Annotated in this window: 11 protein-coding genes; 8 read left to right on the top strand and 3 right to left on the bottom strand. The window is 69.6% G+C overall.

The window, feature by feature from the left end; all coding sequences use genetic code 11:
* Window positions 1-37: 37 nt before the first annotated feature.
* Complete coding sequence (locus VFO26_RS03645) at window positions 38-3,637, top strand: DNA-directed RNA polymerase subunit beta (RefSeq protein ID WP_325113520.1); 3,600 nt, start codon at window positions 38-40, stop codon at window positions 3,635-3,637.
* Window positions 3,638-3,742: 105 nt separating this feature from the next.
* Complete coding sequence (gene rpoC / locus VFO26_RS03640) at window positions 3,743-8,320, top strand: DNA-directed RNA polymerase subunit beta' (RefSeq protein WP_325113556.1); 4,578 nt, start codon at window positions 3,743-3,745, stop codon at window positions 8,318-8,320.
* 75 nt (window positions 8,321-8,395) lie between these two features.
* Here rpoC and VFO26_RS03635 read toward each other — a convergent pair whose 3' ends face one another.
* Window positions 8,396-8,971, bottom strand: a complete 576-nt coding sequence (locus VFO26_RS03635; RefSeq protein ID WP_325113519.1) for a hypothetical protein — start codon at window positions 8,969-8,971, stop codon at window positions 8,396-8,398.
* 33 nt (window positions 8,972-9,004) lie between these two features.
* Window positions 9,005-10,192: a GGDEF domain-containing protein gene (locus tag VFO26_RS03630; protein ID WP_325113518.1), complete on the bottom strand. Its 1,188-nt coding sequence runs from the start codon at window positions 10,190-10,192 to the stop codon at window positions 9,005-9,007.
* 120 nt (window positions 10,193-10,312) lie between these two features.
* Here VFO26_RS03630 and VFO26_RS03625 point away from each other — a divergent pair, with 120 nt between their 5' ends.
* Window positions 10,313-10,888 (top strand): anti-sigma factor, encoded by a 576-nt coding sequence (locus tag VFO26_RS03625; RefSeq protein ID WP_325113517.1) that lies wholly within the window; start codon window positions 10,313-10,315, stop codon window positions 10,886-10,888.
* Window positions 10,889-10,912: 24 nt separating this feature from the next.
* Here the strand turns inward: VFO26_RS03625 and VFO26_RS03620 are convergent, their stop codons facing one another.
* Window positions 10,913-12,034, bottom strand: a complete 1,122-nt coding sequence (locus VFO26_RS03620) for a sensor domain-containing diguanylate cyclase (protein ID WP_325113516.1) — start codon at window positions 12,032-12,034, stop codon at window positions 10,913-10,915.
* A gap of 219 nt (window positions 12,035-12,253) precedes the next feature.
* On the opposite strand from VFO26_RS03620, the gene rpsL reads away from it, so the two are divergent.
* From rpsL to rpsJ, 5 genes are read left to right on the top strand one after another with little or no spacing between them, the layout of a single operon-like run.
* Window positions 12,254-12,628: a 30S ribosomal protein S12 gene (gene rpsL, locus VFO26_RS03615; protein ID WP_325113515.1), complete on the top strand. Its 375-nt coding sequence runs from the start codon at window positions 12,254-12,256 to the stop codon at window positions 12,626-12,628.
* Between the two features lie 4 nt (window positions 12,629-12,632).
* On the top strand, window positions 12,633-13,103 hold the full coding sequence (gene rpsG, locus VFO26_RS03610; RefSeq protein ID WP_325113514.1) for a 30S ribosomal protein S7: 471 nt from the start codon (window positions 12,633-12,635) through the stop codon (window positions 13,101-13,103).
* A 7-nt stretch (window positions 13,104-13,110) separates the two neighbouring features.
* Complete coding sequence (gene fusA, locus VFO26_RS03605) at window positions 13,111-15,207, top strand: elongation factor G (RefSeq protein ID WP_325113513.1); 2,097 nt, start codon at window positions 13,111-13,113, stop codon at window positions 15,205-15,207.
* A 32-nt stretch (window positions 15,208-15,239) separates the two neighbouring features.
* Complete coding sequence (tuf, locus tag VFO26_RS03600; RefSeq protein ID WP_325113512.1) at window positions 15,240-16,430, top strand: elongation factor Tu; 1,191 nt, start codon at window positions 15,240-15,242, stop codon at window positions 16,428-16,430.
* A 42-nt stretch (window positions 16,431-16,472) separates the two neighbouring features.
* Window positions 16,473-16,781 carry a 30S ribosomal protein S10 gene (gene rpsJ / locus VFO26_RS03595; RefSeq protein WP_325113511.1) on the top strand — a complete coding sequence of 103 codons (309 nt, stop codon included), beginning with the start codon at window positions 16,473-16,475 and terminating at the stop codon, window positions 16,779-16,781.

Below are 16,781 nucleotides of genomic sequence, written 5' to 3'. Positions count from 1 at the left end.
CCTCATCACCGACCGCCGTACGTAAGGGAGGCTGTTCTTGAGCAGCACCGCTGTCGCGCCACGCGCGCGCAAGACGTTTTCGCGCCTGAAGCACGTCCTCGACCTCCCCAACCTCATCGACATCCAGAAGGCCTCGTTCCAGTGGTTCCTGGACGAGGGCCTGCGCGAGACGATCGACGACATCTCGCCGATCTCCGACTACACGGGCACGCTCGCCGTCGAGTTCGGGGAGTACGAGTTCGGCCCGTCCCAGCACACGATCTCGGAGTGCCGCGAGAAGGACCTGACCTACCAGGCCCCGCTCTCGATGACCGTGCGCTTCGTCAACACCGAGACCGGCGAGATCCGCGAGCAGCGGGTCTTCATGGGCGACTTCCCGATGATGACCGAGCACGGCACGTTCATCATCAACGGCACCGAGCGCGTGATCGTCACGCAGCTCGTCCGCTCGCCCGGCGCCTACCTGATGGAGCCGAAGGACGCGACGAAGCAGGTCTTCACCGCGAACCTGATGCCGTCGCGCGGCTCGTGGCTCGAGCTCGAGATCGACAAGAAGGGGATCGTCTACGCGCGGATCGACCGCAAGCGCAAGCTCCCCATCACCACCCTGCTCCGCGCGCTGCCGGCGGAGGATCCGACGACGGGATTCCAGCTCGACACCTCGACGAACGAGGCGATCCTCGGCCTGTTCGACGAGTCGACGCGGGTCTACATCCAGAACACGCTCGAGAAGGACCCGTCGACCCGCGAGGAAGAGGCACTGATCGAGGTCTTCAAGAAGCAGCGGCCGGGTGAGCCGCCGACGCTCGACAACGCCCGGAACCTCCTCCGCTCGCTGTTCTTCGACCCCAAGCGCTACGACCTGACCAAGGTCGGCCGCTACAAGCTGAACCAGCGGCTCGGGGTCGGGGTTCCCGACGACGTCCGCGTCCTCACGACCGAGGACATCCTCGCGCTCGTGCGGAAGCTCGTCGACCTCCCGGCGCGCCTCGGCGTGCTCGAGGACTCCAAGGACTACGCGGCGGAGGCCGCCGTCATCTCGCGGGAGCCGATCCGCGGCGAGCTCGACGAGTACGAGCACTTCGGCAACCGGCGGCTCCGCACGACGGGCGAGCTGATCCAGGAGGCGTTCCGCGTCGGGCTGTACCGCATGGAGCGCGTCGTGCGCGAGCGGATGACGACGGAGGACGTCGACACGATCACGCCGCAGACGATCATCAACATCCGCCCGGTCGTGGCCGCGCTGAAGGAGTTCTTCGGCTCCTCCCAGCTCTCGCAGTTCATGGACCAGACGAACTCGCTCGCCGGGCTCACGCACCGGCGCCGCCTGTCCGCGCTCGGCGCGGGCGGCCTGACGCGCGAGCGTGCCCCGATCGAGGTGCGCGACGTGCACCCGACCCACTACGGCCGGATGTGCCCGATCGAGACCCCGGAGGGGCCGAACATCGGCCTCATCGGCGCCCTCGCGTCGTACGCCACGGTGTCGGAGTTCGGCTTCATCCAGACGCCCTACCGCGTCGTCCAGAAGGGGAAGGTCTCCGACGAGATCGTCTACCTCGACGCCTCGCGGGAGGCGCTCTTCACGATCGCCCAGGCGTCGGAGCCTGTCGACTCGAAGACGGGCAAGTTCGTCAACGACCAGGTTCTCTGCCGCTCCTCGGCAGGCGAGGCCGTGATCGCACGGGCCGACGCCGTGGACTACATGGACGTCTCTCCCGCGCAGATCGTCTCGGTCGCGACCGCGCTGATCCCCTTCCTCGAGCACAACGACGCCAACCGGGCGCTGATGGGCGCGAACATGCAGAAGCAGGCCGTGCCGCTGATGATCCCGCAGGCGCCGCTCGTCGGCACCGGGCTCGAGTACCGCGCGGCGGTCGACACCGGCGACGTCGTCCTCGCCCGCAACGGCGGCACCGTGATCGACGTCGACGCCGAGCGGATCGTGGTCGAGGGCAAGGGGACGCGGGACGAGTACCCGCTCACGAAGTTCATGCGCTCGAACCAGGGCACGCTGATCCACCAGAAGCCGGTCGTCACCCTGGGCGACTCGATCGCGAAGGGCGAGGTGCTGGCCGACGGCGCCGCGACCGACCGGGGCGAGCTCGCCCTCGGCGCGAACCTGCTCGTCGCCTTCATGCCCTTCGAGGGCTACAACTTCGAGGACGCGATCGTGCTCTCCGAGCGCCTCGTCAAGGACGACGTGCTCAGCTCGATCCACATCCACGAGTACGAGATCGACGCGCGCTCGACCAAGCTCGGCGACGAGGAGATCACCCGCGACATCCCGAACCGCTCGGAGGAGTCGCTCGCGAACCTCGACGAGCGTGGGGTCGTCCGCATCGGGGCCGAGGTGGGCTCGGGCGACCTGCTCGTCGGCAAGGTGACGCCGAAGGGCGAGACCGAGCTGACGGCGGAGGAGAAGCTGATCCGCGCGATCTTCAAGGAGAAGGCGCGCGAGGTCCGAGACACCTCGCTGAAGGTGCCGCACGGCGAGGGCGGCAAAGTGATCGGCGTCAAGACCTTCTCGCGCGACGCCGGCGACGACCTGCCGCCTGGGGTCAACGAGCTCGTCCGCGTGTTCGTCGCGAAGAAGCGCAAGATCGCCGAGGGCGACAAGCTGGCCGGGCGTCACGGGAACAAGGGCGTGATCGCGAAGATCGTGCCCGAGGAGGACATGCCGTTCCTCGAGGACGGCCGCGCCGTGGACGTCGTCCTGAACCCGCTCGGCGTGCCGAGCCGGATGAACATCGGCCAGATCCTCGAGACGCACCTCGGGTGGGCGGCCGCGCACGGCGTCTTCGCCGACGGCGAGCCCGTCAACGAGCGGGCGCCGATCAACGCGCCCGACCCCCGGGCGGTGGCGACGCCCGTGTTCGACGGCGCCACCGAGGCGGACGTCGACGAGGCGCTGATCGAGTGGGCCAAGCAGAGCGACACGATCGCGATGAACGTGGACGAGAGCCGTGCCGAGGGGCGCCGGTGCTCGGGGAAGGTGCAGCTCTTCGACGGGAAGTCGGGCGCGCCCTTCGAGCAGAAGGTCACCGTCGGCTACATGTACATCCTCAAGCTCCTCCACCTCGTCGACGACAAGATCCACGCGCGCTCCACGGGCCCGTACTCGCTCGTCACCCAGCAGCCGCTGGGGGGCAAGGCGCAGTTCGGCGGGCAGCGCTTCGGCGAGATGGAGGTGTGGGCGCTCGAGGCGTACGGCGCCGCGTACACCCTCCAGGAGATGCTGACGATCAAGTCCGACGACACAATCGGCCGGGTCAAGGCCTACGAGGCGATCGTCAAGGGCGAGAACATCGCCGAGCCGTCGATCCCCGAGTCGTTCAAGGTGCTGCTGAAGGAGATGCAGTCGCTCTCCCTCGACGTGCACGTGCTCTCGGACGAGGGCCGCGAGGTCGAGGTGCGGGAGGAGGACGACGAGCTACTCCGCGCGGCGGAGGAGCTCGGGATCGATCTCTCGCCCGCGAGCGTCCGCAGCGACGCCGGCGCCCCCACCGTCCAGGAGGTCGAGGAGGGCGCGCCGGAGGAGGGCGCCGACCTTTCCGTGGCATCGGACGAGGACCTCGAGGAAGCGCCGCCGGAGGGCGAGGAGCTCGCTCTGCCCGCCGACCTCGAGGTCGAGGACTAGGCCGGGCTGCTCCGCATCCCGGCTAATTAACCCCGGAAATACTGAGAGCAATTCGTTGGAGAAATCCTCTGAGGATTTCTCCGGAGGAGAAATCCCTTGGCGCAGATCGACATCAACGACTTCGACGCGATCCGGATCGGGCTCGCTTCCCCGAAGCAGATCCGTGACTGGTCGATGGGCGAGGTCACCAAGCCGGAGACCATCAACTACCGCACCCTGAAGCCCGAGCGCGACGGGCTGTTCTGCGAGCGCATCTTCGGCCCCACGAAGGACTGGGAGTGCTACTGCGGCAAGTACAAGCGTGTTCGCTACAAGGGGATCATCTGCGAGCGCTGCGGCGTCGAGGTGACCCGCCAGAAGGTGCGCCGCGAGCGGATGGGCCACATCGACCTCGCCGCGCCGGTCTCGCACATCTGGTTCTTCAAGGGCGTCCCGAGCCGGATCGGCTACCTGCTCGACATCGCGCCGCGGGAGCTCGAGAAGGTCCTCTATTTCGCCGCCTCGATCGTCACGGGCGTCGACCACGAGAAGCGTGCCGCCGACCTTGCCGACCTCGAGGACAAGGTCAAGGGCGAGTCGGAGCAGATCTACGTCGACCGCGACGAGCAGCTGGCGACGCTCGACGAGCGCCTTGCTCGCCGTCGCGCCTTCCTGTCCGCGGGCAAGGACAAGGGCTTCGACGAGGACGACGAGTTCTGGGCCCGTGGGCTTGCGAACTGGGCCGAGGATCAGGTCATGCCGTCCCTCGAGGAGGCGCGGACGCTGGCAGGCGGGATCTTCCCGGCGCTCGCGAAGAGCGTCGCCGGTGAGGACCCCAAGCGGCTCCGCGAGCTCGTGCGGCAGACCGCGACCCGCGACGACCGCAGGCTCGCCCCGCGGGAGATCGAGTCTGTCGCGACCGCCGCCCAGGAGATCCGGGAGGCTCTCGAGCCGCTCCGGGGCGACCTCGAGAAGGCGTCGGGCGCGAAGAAGGGCGCGATCACGAAGCACCTGCACAAGCTGCTCGACCAGCTGCTCTCGGGCGAGGAGCTCTCGGGTGAGGACGCCGAGCTCGTCGCGTCCGTCGACGCCAAGAACCTCGAGCGTGCGCGGGAGACCGGCAACGGCCTCCTGCGGGACGTGCTCGAGCGGGCCGAGGCCGACGCAGGCCCGGAGCAGGTGCGCGAGCTGGCGTACGACCTCTGCCTCGTCGAGGGTGCCCGCAAGGAGGACCTCGAGGCCGTCCAGCAGTGGGCGACGAAGGTCAAGGAGATGGTGGCCGACATCGAGAGCCGCCGCGAGGACACGCGCGAGGCCGCGGTCGAGGGCGTGCGCAGGCTGGAGGACACCTGGAAGCTCTTCCGCGAGCTCGACGTCAAGCAGGTCGTCAACGACGAGCAGCTCTTCCGCGAGCTCAAGGACCGCTTCGGCTCTCCGTACGGCTTCGGCGTCTACTTCCGGGGTGGGATGGGCGCGGAGGCGATCCGCGAGCTGCTGCGGGACCTCGATCTCGAGCAGGAGTCGCTCACACTCCGCGACACGATCAAGACGTCGAAGGGCCAGAAGCAGCAGCGCGCGATCAAGCGCCTCAAGGTCGTGCAGGCGTTCATCACCTCGGAGAACAAGCCCGAGTGGATGGTCCTCGAGGCCGTGCCCGTGATCCCGCCGGAGCTGCGCCCGATGGTGCAGCTGGACGGCGGCCGCTTTGCGACCAGCGACCTGAACGACCTCTACCGGCGCGTGATCAACCGGAACAACCGCCTCAAGCGGCTGCTCGACCTCGGCGCCCCCGAGATCATCGTCAACAACGAGAAGCGGATGCTGCAGGAGGCCGTGGACGCGCTGTTCGACAACGGCCGCCGCGGGCGCGCGGTGACCGGCCCGGGCAACCGGCCGCTCAAGTCACTGTCCGACATGCTCAAGGGCAAGCAGGGCCGCTTCCGCCAGAACCTGCTCGGCAAGCGCGTCGACTACTCCGGCCGCTCGGTGATCGTCGCCGGCCCGAACCTGAAGCTGCACCAGTGCGGGCTGCCGAAGCTGATGGCGCTCGAGTTGTTCAAGCCGTTCATCATGAGCCGGCTCGTCGAGCGGAAGTCCGTCCAGAACATCAAGGCGGCCAAGAAGCACGTCGAGTCGATGGTCCCCGAGGTCTGGGACGTGCTGGAGGAGGTCATCGCCGAGCATCCGGTGCTCCTGAACCGCGCCCCGACGCTCCACCGCCTCGGCATCCAGGCGTTCGAGCCGGTGCTCGTCGAGGGCAAGGCGATCCAGGTGCACCCGCTCGTCTGCCATGCCTTCAACGCGGACTTCGACGGCGACCAGATGGCGGTTCACCTCCCGCTCAGCGCCGAGGCGCAGGCGGAGGCACGCATCCTCATGCTCTCGTCGAACAACATCCTCTCCCCGGCCCACGGCCGGCCGCTCGCGACGCCGACGCAGGACATGGTGCTCGGCGCCTACTTCCTCACCTACTGCGCGTACGACCTCTCGGCGACGACGTCGGAGGCACTCGCGAAGGAGCTGAAGGTCAAGGGGCTCAAGCGCTTCGCGTCGGAGGAGCAGGTCCAGTTCGCGCTCGAGGCGCGCCAGACGAGCGTCTCGCTCCAGGAGCCGATCGAGTTCCGGCGTGGCGACGAGGTCAGGCTCACGACGCCGGGCCGCGTCATCTTCGAGAGCGAGCTCGAGCGGTCGCTCGCAGACGCAGTCTCCGACGGGCTGCTCGAGCCGCTCGTGGTCGATCGCGCGCTCACCAAGCGCGAGCTCGACGCGCTCATCGACCGGCTCGTCGGCGAGTACGGCGCGTACGCCGTCGCGACCGTGCTCGACACCATCAAGTCCCTCGCGTTCCGCTACGCGACGCGGGCCGGCATCACCGTGTCGAAGAACGACATCGTGATTCCCCCCGAGAAGGAGGACATCCTCGCGCAGTACGAGGATCAGGTCGGCAAGGTCGAGCGCGAGTACGAGCGCGGCCTGATGACCGAGGAGGAGCGCAAGGAGCGTGTCGTCGCCGTCTGGACGGAGGCCACGGACGAGGTCGCGGAGGCGATGAAGCGGAACCTCCACCAGACGAACTCGATCTTCATGATGGCCAACTCCGGCGCCCGCGGGTCGTTCAACCAGATCCGCCAGCTCGCCGGGATGCGCGGCCTGATGGCCAATCCGAAGGGCGAGATCATCGAGCGTCCGATCAAGGCCAACTTCATGGAGGGCCTGTCGGTGCTCGAGTACTTCATCTCGACGCACGGTGCTCGCAAGGGCCTCGCCGACACGGCGCTCCGCACGGCCGACTCGGGCTACCTGACGCGCCGTCTCGTCGACGTCTCGCAGGACGTGATCATCCGCGAGGAGGACTGCGGCACGGACGACCACGTCGAGCTGCCGCTGATCCTCGACGGCCAGGTCAACCTGAGCGCGGCGGGCCGCGTCGTGGCGATCGAGGTCCACAAGCCGCTCAAGGACGGCAAGCCGGGCAAGACGGTCCTCGCCGAGAAGGGCGAGCTCCTCACGAAGCCCCGCCTGCACGAGGTCATCGAGCAGCTCGAGGAGCACGCCGAGGAGGTCAGGCTGCCCCTGCGCACCGTGCTCAAGTGCCGGAGCGAGGTCGGCGTGTGCCGCGCCTGCTACGGCACGTTCCTCGCCACAGGTGACATGTGCGAGATCGGCGACGCCGTCGGCATCGTCGCGGCGCAGTCGATCGGCGAGCCGGGCACGCAGCTCACGATGCGCACGTTCCACACAGGCGGCGTGGCCGGCGCCGACATCACGCACGGCCTCCCGCGCGTCGTCGAGATCTTCGAGGCGCGCAACCCGAAGGGCGCGGCGACGCTCGCGGACCTCGGCGGGAAGGTGTCGGTCGAGGAACAGGAGCGCACGACGGTCGTCACCGTGACGCCGACGGCGCTGGACGAGAACGGCGAGCCGCTGCCGGTCAAGGAGTACTCCTTCCCCCGCCGGACGCGGCTCCTCGTCCGCACGGGAGACACGGTCGGCCAGGGCGAGCCGCTCAACGAGGGCTCACGCAACCCGGCCGACATGCTCGACCTGCAGACGCGGGCCGGGCACGGCTCGACGCCGACGGAGCTCTACCTCGTGGGTGAGGTGCAGAAGGTCTACAAGTCCCAGGGCGTCGACATCCACGACAAGCACATCGAGCTCATCGTCCGCCAGATGATGAAGAAGGTGCGCGTCGAGACGCCGGGTGACACCGAGCTCCTCCCGGGCCAGCTCGTCGACAAGGTCGTGCTCGAGCGGGCGAACGACGCGGCGAAGAAGGACAAGAAGGAGCTCGCGACGTTCGAGCCGCTGATCCTCGGTATCACCAAGGCGTCCCTCGCGACCGAGTCGTTCCTGTCGGCCGCCTCCTTCCAGGAGACGACGAAGGTGCTCACCGACGCGTCGATCGAGGGCAAGGTCGACCGGCTGCTCGGGCTCAAGGAGAACGTGATCATCGGGAAGCTGATCCCGGCTGCAACGGGCCTCAAGAAGTACCGCGGCATCACGATCGAGCCGTCCGAGCCGCTCCCGGCAGCGATGTTCGGCTCCGGGGCCGACGCCGAGCTGCTGGCCGCGCTCGAGGAGATCGGCGACGGTGACGGGCTCGACCTCGCCTCGCTCGGCCTCGGCTACGAGGACCAGCTCCCGGACCTGCCGGAGCTGCCCGAGACGCCGGATGCCGGCGCAGCCGACGACGAGGCGTCGTAGGCACACGCTAGGGACTGCCGTGGGACGGGCTCCTGCCGGGGCCCGTCCCTTCGGCGCTCGCCCTCGCGGGGCCGGTCAGGCTCCGGTGGAGGAACCCAGGAGCCGGCAGACGAGCTCGGTGGCTTCCTCCCCCGGCTCGAGCTCCACTGCCAGGCCCGTCGAGGCGCAGCGCGCCTCCACGCGGGCTAGCAGACCCAGCGCGCCGGCGCGCCCGACACCGGGGAGGACGAGCGCGACGGAGTCCGGCCCGACCGCGTAGGCGGTCACGCCCGCGACCTCCCGCACGTCGCTGGCGAGCTTCTCCACGTGCTCGGCCCCCGACACCCGGACCAGCGCCGCCGCGAGGCGTGCCCCGTCGGCACGTGCCACGGCGACCCCCGAGGCGACGGCGTCGACCAGCGCGGCCCGGCCGGGGAGCGCCTCGCCCACCACGGGGGCCGGGCCGCGCGGCGGCGCCGAGACGTGCTCGACGCGAGCGCTGGGGGGTCGCAGCGAGGCCACGGCGTCGTCGATCCGCTTCGCGACCGTCGCCAGCCCGGCGTCCCTCCGGGCGGACAGCAGCGCCCGACGGCGTAGCGCGAGCGCGATCACGGCAAGCCCGGCGACGACGCAACCGAGCAGGAGCAGGAGAATGCCGGCCGAGGTGCTCACGACCTCGAGTATCGGCCGAGCGGCGCCGTCCCGTCAGCCGTCGAGCACGATCCCCTCGGGCGCGCTCGCGATCTGGAGGGTGCCGTTCACGCGAGAGGGGCGGTCCCCGCCGCCGGTGACCCCGACGCTTCCCCGCCGGGCGGCCTTCGCCTCGGCCAGCGCCGCGTCCGCCCGGGACGCGAACGACTCGACGTCGTCCTGGGGAAGCAGCTCCGTGATCCCGCCGGTCACGGAGACGATCCCGGCGTCGCCGATCGGGTTCTCGGCGAGCTGGGCTCGCAGCGCCTCGAACAGCTGACGGGCGTCGCCGCCTTCCGAGCCGGGGCGCACGACGGCAAACCTCCCTCCGCCGAGCCGGAACGCGTAGTCCAGCCGGTGCACGACACCCCTGAGCCGCTTGGCCAGCTCGAGGAGCACGCCGTCGGCGGCGAGGATCCCGATCCGCGCGTTCAGCCACGTCAGCCGGTCGACGTCGACGACCAGGAGCGAGAGCGGGTGATGGGCGAGCCGGGCGCGCAGGATCTCGCGCTCGAGGACCGCGGAGAACGACTGCCGATCGAGGAGGTTCGTGAGCAGGTCGAGCTCGGGCACGACGTCGGCCTCGCGGAGGTTCAGCGCGCGCGAGATCGGCGGGCGCGCCGCCTGCACGAGCCCCTGGAGCTCGTCCACGTCCTCCTCGCTGAAGCGCCGGCCGCGGTCCCTCGTGAGCACCCCGACCAGGCTCTGCGGCTCGTCCTCGCCGAGCAGAGGCATGACGAGGCCGGCCCGTACCGGCTCCTCCCCCTCGGGCGCCACGAGGTCTCCGGCGAACGCGACCTCGATCGCGCGTGCGCCGCGGTAGTCGGGAAACCCCATGCGCGCGATGTGGTTCGTCTCCGACTCGGAGAGACCGACGGTCGCGACGATCGGAGTCCCGTGGCCGGCCGTGACGAGAGCGATCGCGCCGTCGGCAGACGTCCTTTCCCTGGCAAGCTCGAGCGCACGCACCATCGGCTCGGGATCGTCCTCGAGCTGGGGGGCTGCCGGGGGGCGCGCGCTCTGGAACGACGTGAGCGCGTCGTTGAGCGTCTGCGCGAAGGAGGCCAGGCGGTCGTCGTAGCGGCGCAGCATCGTGGCGGTCACCTCGGCCTGGCGCGTGAGCAGCCGCCGAACCGCGAGCGTGAAGAGAACGACCGAAAGCCCCGCCAGCGCGATGGCGGCGACGGCGAGCCAGGTCGTCATCTCGCGCCCTCCCGTCCCGAGGCGGAGCCGCATCCCTCCATCGAGCTAACCCTACAGAGGGGGGTGGCTGTCGCACGAGGCGCCGAGAGCGCCGTCGGCAGCGAGGGTTATCCTCGCCTCGTGTCGAAGTCGGCGCACGCCCACCCCGTGCCACCGGGGGTGTCCGACGAGGTCGTCGAGGCGTCGCTCGGCGTCCCCGTCCCGCTCCCCGCGCTCGAGCTCGCGGCCCCGCGGCGACCCGCATGGCCGACCCTCGCGGCCCTTGCGATCACCTGCGGCGTGCTCGCCGTGGCGCTGGGCGCGTTCGCGCTCGTCGCAGAGCTCCGCTCCGGCCCCGCGCCCGCCACGACGCTCGCCGCCGGGCCGGCGCTCGCGATCCTCGCCGACTCCGAGGCCGAGCGGGTCCCGCTGCGCGGGTCGGTGGGCCGGATCGTGCTCGTGGTCGGCGACGGGGATCGAGGCGTCCTCACGCTCGACGGTCTCGGCCCGGCGGCCGAGGGACGGATGTACGCGGCGTGGGTCGTCCCGCCCGGATCGGCCGTGCCCGTCCCGGCGGGGAGCTTCGACGGCAGCGAGCAGGTGATCCCCCTGACGCGGCAGGTTCGCACCGGTGCCCGTGTCGCCGTGACGCTCGAGCCCTCAGGGCGGCCGAACCGCCCGTCGCGTCCGCTGCGTCTCGTCGCGGTCCGCGGCTGAGGGACGCCCTCGCGGAGCGGTGGCTCAGTCGTTCGCGACGCTGGCGCGGTCCTTGCCGAGCTCCTTCGCGCGGTAGAGCGCCGAGTCCGCGCGCTCGAAGAGGCCCGCGGCCGTCTCGCCGTGGCGCAGCTCGGCGATCCCGGCGGAGACGCGGACGCGGCTCCCGCCCGGCACGGGCATCGACGCCACGGCGTCGTGCATCCGCTGGAAAAGCTGTGCGGCGTCCTCGGCGGTGGACTCCGGCATGATCACGCCGAACTCGTCGCCGCCGACCCTGCAACCCATGTCGACGGAGCGGATCTCGTTGCGCAGGCGCTCGGCGACCTGGGCGAGCACCGCGTCGCCGGCGAGGTGGCCGATACGGTCGTTGACGGCCTTGAAGTCGTCGAGGTCGATGATCAGCAGCGCGAGGCGCCTGTCGTAGCGCTGGGCACGAAGCGCCTCCCGGCGCAACGTCTCGTGGAAGTAGCGCTGGTTGAAGAAGCCCGTGAGCGCATCCGTCTCAGCCAGCTGCCGTGCCTCGCGGTAGCGCCGCGCGTTCTCGATGGCGGGGATGCAGGAGGCGGCGATCTGCTCGATCGCGGAGAGCCGCTGCGCGGACGGCTCGTAGCCGGGCGTGCGCCAGAACAACGCGAGGCTTCCGAGCGCGTTGCCGTCGCGGCTGACGAGCGGCATGAACAGACCGCCGCGGATCAGCTGGGTGTCGGCTGCATCGGCGGCGCCGTAGCGATAGCTCACCGTGATCGGTCCGGCGGGCAGCGTCCCGGCGGTCCCGGAGGAAGGCGGGTGGGCAGCCTCCTCCTGCGTCATGCCGCGAGTCGCGACCGTCGTCGCGCCGCCTCCCTCGTCGAGCACGACCATCGCAGCGTCGAAGCCCGGAACCTCGAGCGCGGCGTCGAGGACGCGGTCGAGCAGCTCGTCGAACTCGATCGAGCTGCCGAGGTCGCTCAGGAACCGGTTTCGCTTGCTCTCGCGCTCCGCACGCTCGAGCGCGTCGGAGAGGTCGCGGCCCAGGACGTCCATGCGCGTCCGCATCTCGTGGACCGCCTCGACGAGGCGGTCGTCACGCGTCGTCGCCGGCCGCCGCGCGAGCAGGTACGCAACCACGCCCGCGAGGCCCAGAAGAGCCGCCGCAGTGATGACCAAGCTGATCGTCGTTCCGCTCGAGATTCTCGGTCCCCCAACCTTCCCCGGTCGCAATGTAATCGGCGACGGCGCGTTCGGCCATCCCGGGCCCTCACGGTCGCCCCGGAGGTGGACGGGCTTCGCGGCTTCGGCTACCATTGCCGATCCGGGCGGCGTGGACATCGTTCCCGCCGGCCCTTTCTGTGTGACAGAAGCTTCGACCGAGATCCGAGGAGCAGCGTGCCCACCGTCAATCAGCTCGTCCGCAAGGGTCGCAAGGCCCCCAAGGCGAAAGTCAAGACACCGGCCCTTCGCGGCGCTCCCCAGAAGCGGGGCGTCTGCACGCGCGTCTACACGACGACGCCGAAGAAGCCGAACTCCGCGCTGCGCAAGGTCGCGCGCGTGAAGCTGACGAACCAGATGGAGGTCGGCGCGTACATCCCGGGGGAGGGGCACAACCTCCAGGAGCACTCGGTCGTCCTGATCCGCGGCGGTCGCGTCAAGGACCTGCCGGGCTTCCGCTACAAGGTGATCCGGGGCGGGCTCGACACCTCCGGTGTCTCCGAGCGCCGCCAGGGCCGCTCGAAGTACGGCGCGAAGAAGGGCGGGTCGTAGACCGATGCCGCGCCGCGCAGAGATCCAGCCGCGCACCCCCGAGCCCGATCCCGTCCACGGCTCGGTGCTCGTGACGCAGCTCGTCAACCGGCTGATGGTCGACGGCAAGAAGTCGATCGCCGAGCGGGTCGTCTACGACGCGCTCGCGCAGGTCGCCGACAAGACCGGCAAGTCGGCGCTCGAGGCACTCGAGTCCGCCGTCAAGTCCGTCACGCCCGTGCTCGAGGTCAAGTCGCGCCGCGTCGGCGGGGCGAACTACCAGGTGCCCGTCGAGGTGCCGCCTCGGCGAGGTCGCACCCTCGCGATCCGCTATCTCGTCACGTACGCGCGGGAGCGGCGTGAGAAGGGCATGGAGGCGAAGCTCGCCGGCGAGCTCCAGGATGCGATCGACCAGCAGGGCGGCGCGTTCAAGCGCAAGGACGACATGTACCGGATGGCGCAGGCCAACAAGGCCTTCGCGCACTACCGCTGGTGATCAGAGCATGAGCACGACGACTGCCACACAGGTCGCGCTCGACCGCGTCCGGAACATCGGGATCATGGCCCACATCGACGCGGGCAAGACGACGACGACCGAGCGGATCCTCTACTACACCGGACGCACCCACAAGCTGGGCGAGGTTCACGAGGGCGCCGCCACGATGGACTGGATGGCCCAGGAGCAGGAGCGCGGCATCACCATCACGTCGGCGGCGACGACGGCGTCGTGGCGCGACCATCGCATCAACATCATCGATACTCCCGGGCACGTGGACTTTACCGTCGAGGTGGAGCGCTCGCTGCGCGTGCTGGACGGAGCGGTCGCGGTGTTCGACTCCGTCGCCGGCGTACAGCCGCAGTCGGAGACCGTCTGGCGCCAGGCCGACCGCTACGGTGTGCCGCGCATCGCGTTCATCAACAAGATGGACCGCACCGGCGCCGACTTCGACGCCGCCGTGCAGTCGATGCGCGAGCGCCTCGGCGCGAACCCCGTCCCGATCCAGCTCCCGATCGGCCAGGAGGACCAGCACCGCGGCGTGGTCGACCTCGTCGAGATGAAGTCGATCGTCTACGAGGACGACCTCGGCCAGACGTTCGTCGTCGGCGAGATCCCGGCAGAGCTCGCGGCCGCCGCCGAGGAGGCGCACCACGCGCTGATCGATGCGGTTGCCGAGCACGACGACGAGCTGATGGAGGCGTACCTCGAGGACGAGGCGTCGGTCACCCCCGAGACGATCAAGCGCGCGCTCCGCGCCGGCACGCTCGCCGACGCGCTGACGCCGGTGCTGCTCGGCTCCGCGTTCAAGAACAAGGGCGTGCAGCCTCTGCTCGACGCGGTCGTCGACTACCTCCCGAGCCCGCTCGACGTCCCGGCCGTCCAGGGCACCGACCCGAAGACGGACGACGAGATCACCCGGCCGGCATCCGAGGACGCGCCGTTCTCCGCCCTCGTCTTCAAGGTCATGTCCGATCCGTACGTCGGCAAGCTGACGTACTTCCGGGTGTACTCCGGCCAGATCAAGGCGGGCGACCGCGTGCTCAACACGACGAGCGGCAGGACCGAGCGGATCGGGCGCATCCTCCAGATGCACGCCAACCACCGCGAGGAGCGCGAGGAGATCGGCGCGGGCGAGATCGCCGCGGCCGTCGGGCTCAAGCAGTCGACGACCGGCGACACCCTCGCCGTCGAGAGCGCCCCGATCATCCTCGAGTCGATGACGTTCCCCGACCCGGTGATCTCGGTCGCGATCGAGCCGAAGACGAAGGGCGACCAGGACAAGCTCGGACAGGGCCTTCAGAGGCTCGCCGAGGAGGACCCGACCTTCCGCGTCTCGACCGACGAGGAGACGGGGCAGACGCTCATCGCAGGGATGGGCGAGCTGCACCTCGAGATCATCGTCGACCGCCTGATGCGCGAGTTCAAGGTCGACGCCAACGTCGGGCGCCCGCAGGTCGCCTACCGGGAGACGGCGTCGCAGGCCGTGCAGAAGGTCCAGGGCAGGTTCGTGCGCCAGACGGGCGGCTCGGGCCAGTACGGCGACGTCGTGATCAACCTCCTCCCGCAGGCGCCCGGCGAGGGCTACGAGTTCGAGGACAAGATCGTCGGCGGGAAGATCCCGAAGGAGTACATCAAGCCGGTCGACGAGGGAATCCAGGAGGCGCTCGGCGCAGGTGTTCTCGCGGGCTACCCGGTCGTCGACGTCAAGGTCGAGCTCGTCGAGGGCTCGTACCACGAGGTCGACTCGAGCGAGCGTGCCTTCAAGATCGCCGGCTCGATCGCCTTCAAGGAGGCGATGAAGCGCGCCAAGCCGAAGCTGCTCGAGCCGATGATGGCCGTCGAGGTCGTTACGCCCGAGGACTACCTCGGGGACGTGATGGGGAACCTCAACGCGCGGCGCGGCCGCGTCGAGCACCTCGAGCCACTCGGCAACTCGCAGTCGATCAAGGCGAGCGTGCCGCTGTCCGAGATGTTCGGGTACGCCACCGACCTGCGGTCGATGACGCAGGGGCGGGCGACCTTCACCATGCAGTTCGACCGCTACGAGGACGTTCCCCAGTCCATCGCGGCGGAAATCGTCGACGCCCAGAGGGGCGCGTAGGCACCCAGGCCCGGAAGGAGATCCGAAGCGCAATGGCCAAGCAGAAGTTCGAGCGCACGAAGCCGCACGTCAACGTCGGCACGATCGGTCACATCGACCACGGGAAGACGACACTGACCGCGGCGATCACGAAGGTGCTCGCAGAGACCGGCACCGGCACCGCGGTGCGCGACTTCGCCTCGATCGACGCGGCTCCCGAGGAGCGGCAGCGCGGCATCACGATCAACACCGCGCACGTCGAGTACGAGACCGCGAACCGCCACTACGCGCACGTCGACTGCCCGGGGCACGCCGACTACATCAAGAACATGATCACCGGCGCCGCCCAGATGGACGGCGCGATCCTGGTCGTCTCCGCGGCGGACGGCCCCATGCCGCAGACCCGCGAGCACATCCTGCTCGCGCGGCAGGTCGAGGTGCCGGCCATGGTGGTGGCCCTCAACAAGGCCGACATGGTCGACGACCCCGAGCTGCTCGAGCTCGTGGAGATGGAGGTGCGCGAGCTCCTCTCGAAGTACGAGTTCCCGGGCGACGACATCCCGATCGTCCAGGTCTCCGCGCTCAAGGCGCTCGAGGGCGACCCCGAGTGGACGGCCAAGATCGTCGAGCTGATGGAGGCGGTCGACTCGTACATCCCCGAGCCGGTGCGCGACGTCGACAAGCCGTTCCTGATGCCGATCGAGGACGTGTTCACGATCACCGGCCGCGGCACGGTCGTCACCGGCCGCATCGAGCAGGGCAAGATCGAGGTCGGCAACGAGGTCGAGATCGTGGGCATCCACGAGAAGGTCGAGAAGACCACTGTCACGGGCCTCGAGATGTTCCAGAAGATCCTCGACTTCGCGCAGGCCGGCGACAATGCGGGCGCGCTCCTCCGCGGCATCAAGCGCGAGGAGGTCGAGCGCGGCCAGGTGCTGGCGAAGCCCGGCTCCATCACGCCGCACACGCACTACAAGGCCGAGGTGTACGTCCTCTCCAAGGACGAGGGCGGGCGCCACACGCCGTTCTTCAACGGCTACCGGCCGCAGTTCTACTTCCGCACGACGGACGTGACCGGCTCGATCAAGCTCCCGGAGGGCCAGGAGATGGTCATGCCGGGCGACAACACGAACATGGAGATCGAGCTGATCCAGCCGATCGCCATGGACCAGGGCCTCCGCTTCGCGATCCGCGAGGGCGGTCGCACGGTGGGTGCCGGAGTCGTCACGGAGATCGTCAAGTAAGGGAGGGCTCGCCCTCCCTTACTTCACGGAATCGGCTCGAGCATGGCGCAGCAGAAGATCAGGATCCGGCTCAAGGGTTACGACCACCAGCAGGTGGACCGCTCCGCCTCCCAGATCGTGGAGACGGCGCAGCGCACCGGCGCGACCATCACCGGCCCCGTGCCCCTGCCCACGGAGAAGAACGTCTACTGCGTCATCCGCGGGCCGTTCATCGACAAGGACTCGCGCGAGCACTTCGAGGTGCGCACGCACAAGCGCCTGATCGACATCCACAGCCCCACGCCGAGGACGGTCGACTCGCTGATGCGGCTCGATCTGCCTGCCGGCGTCGACATCGAGATCAAGCTCTGA

Origin of the sequence: Gaiella sp. (assembly GCF_035710885.1) — a bacterium.
Taxonomy (GTDB): Bacteria; Actinomycetota; Thermoleophilia; order Gaiellales; family Gaiellaceae; genus Gaiella.
This window is presented reverse-complemented; position numbering and strand designations above follow the sequence as displayed.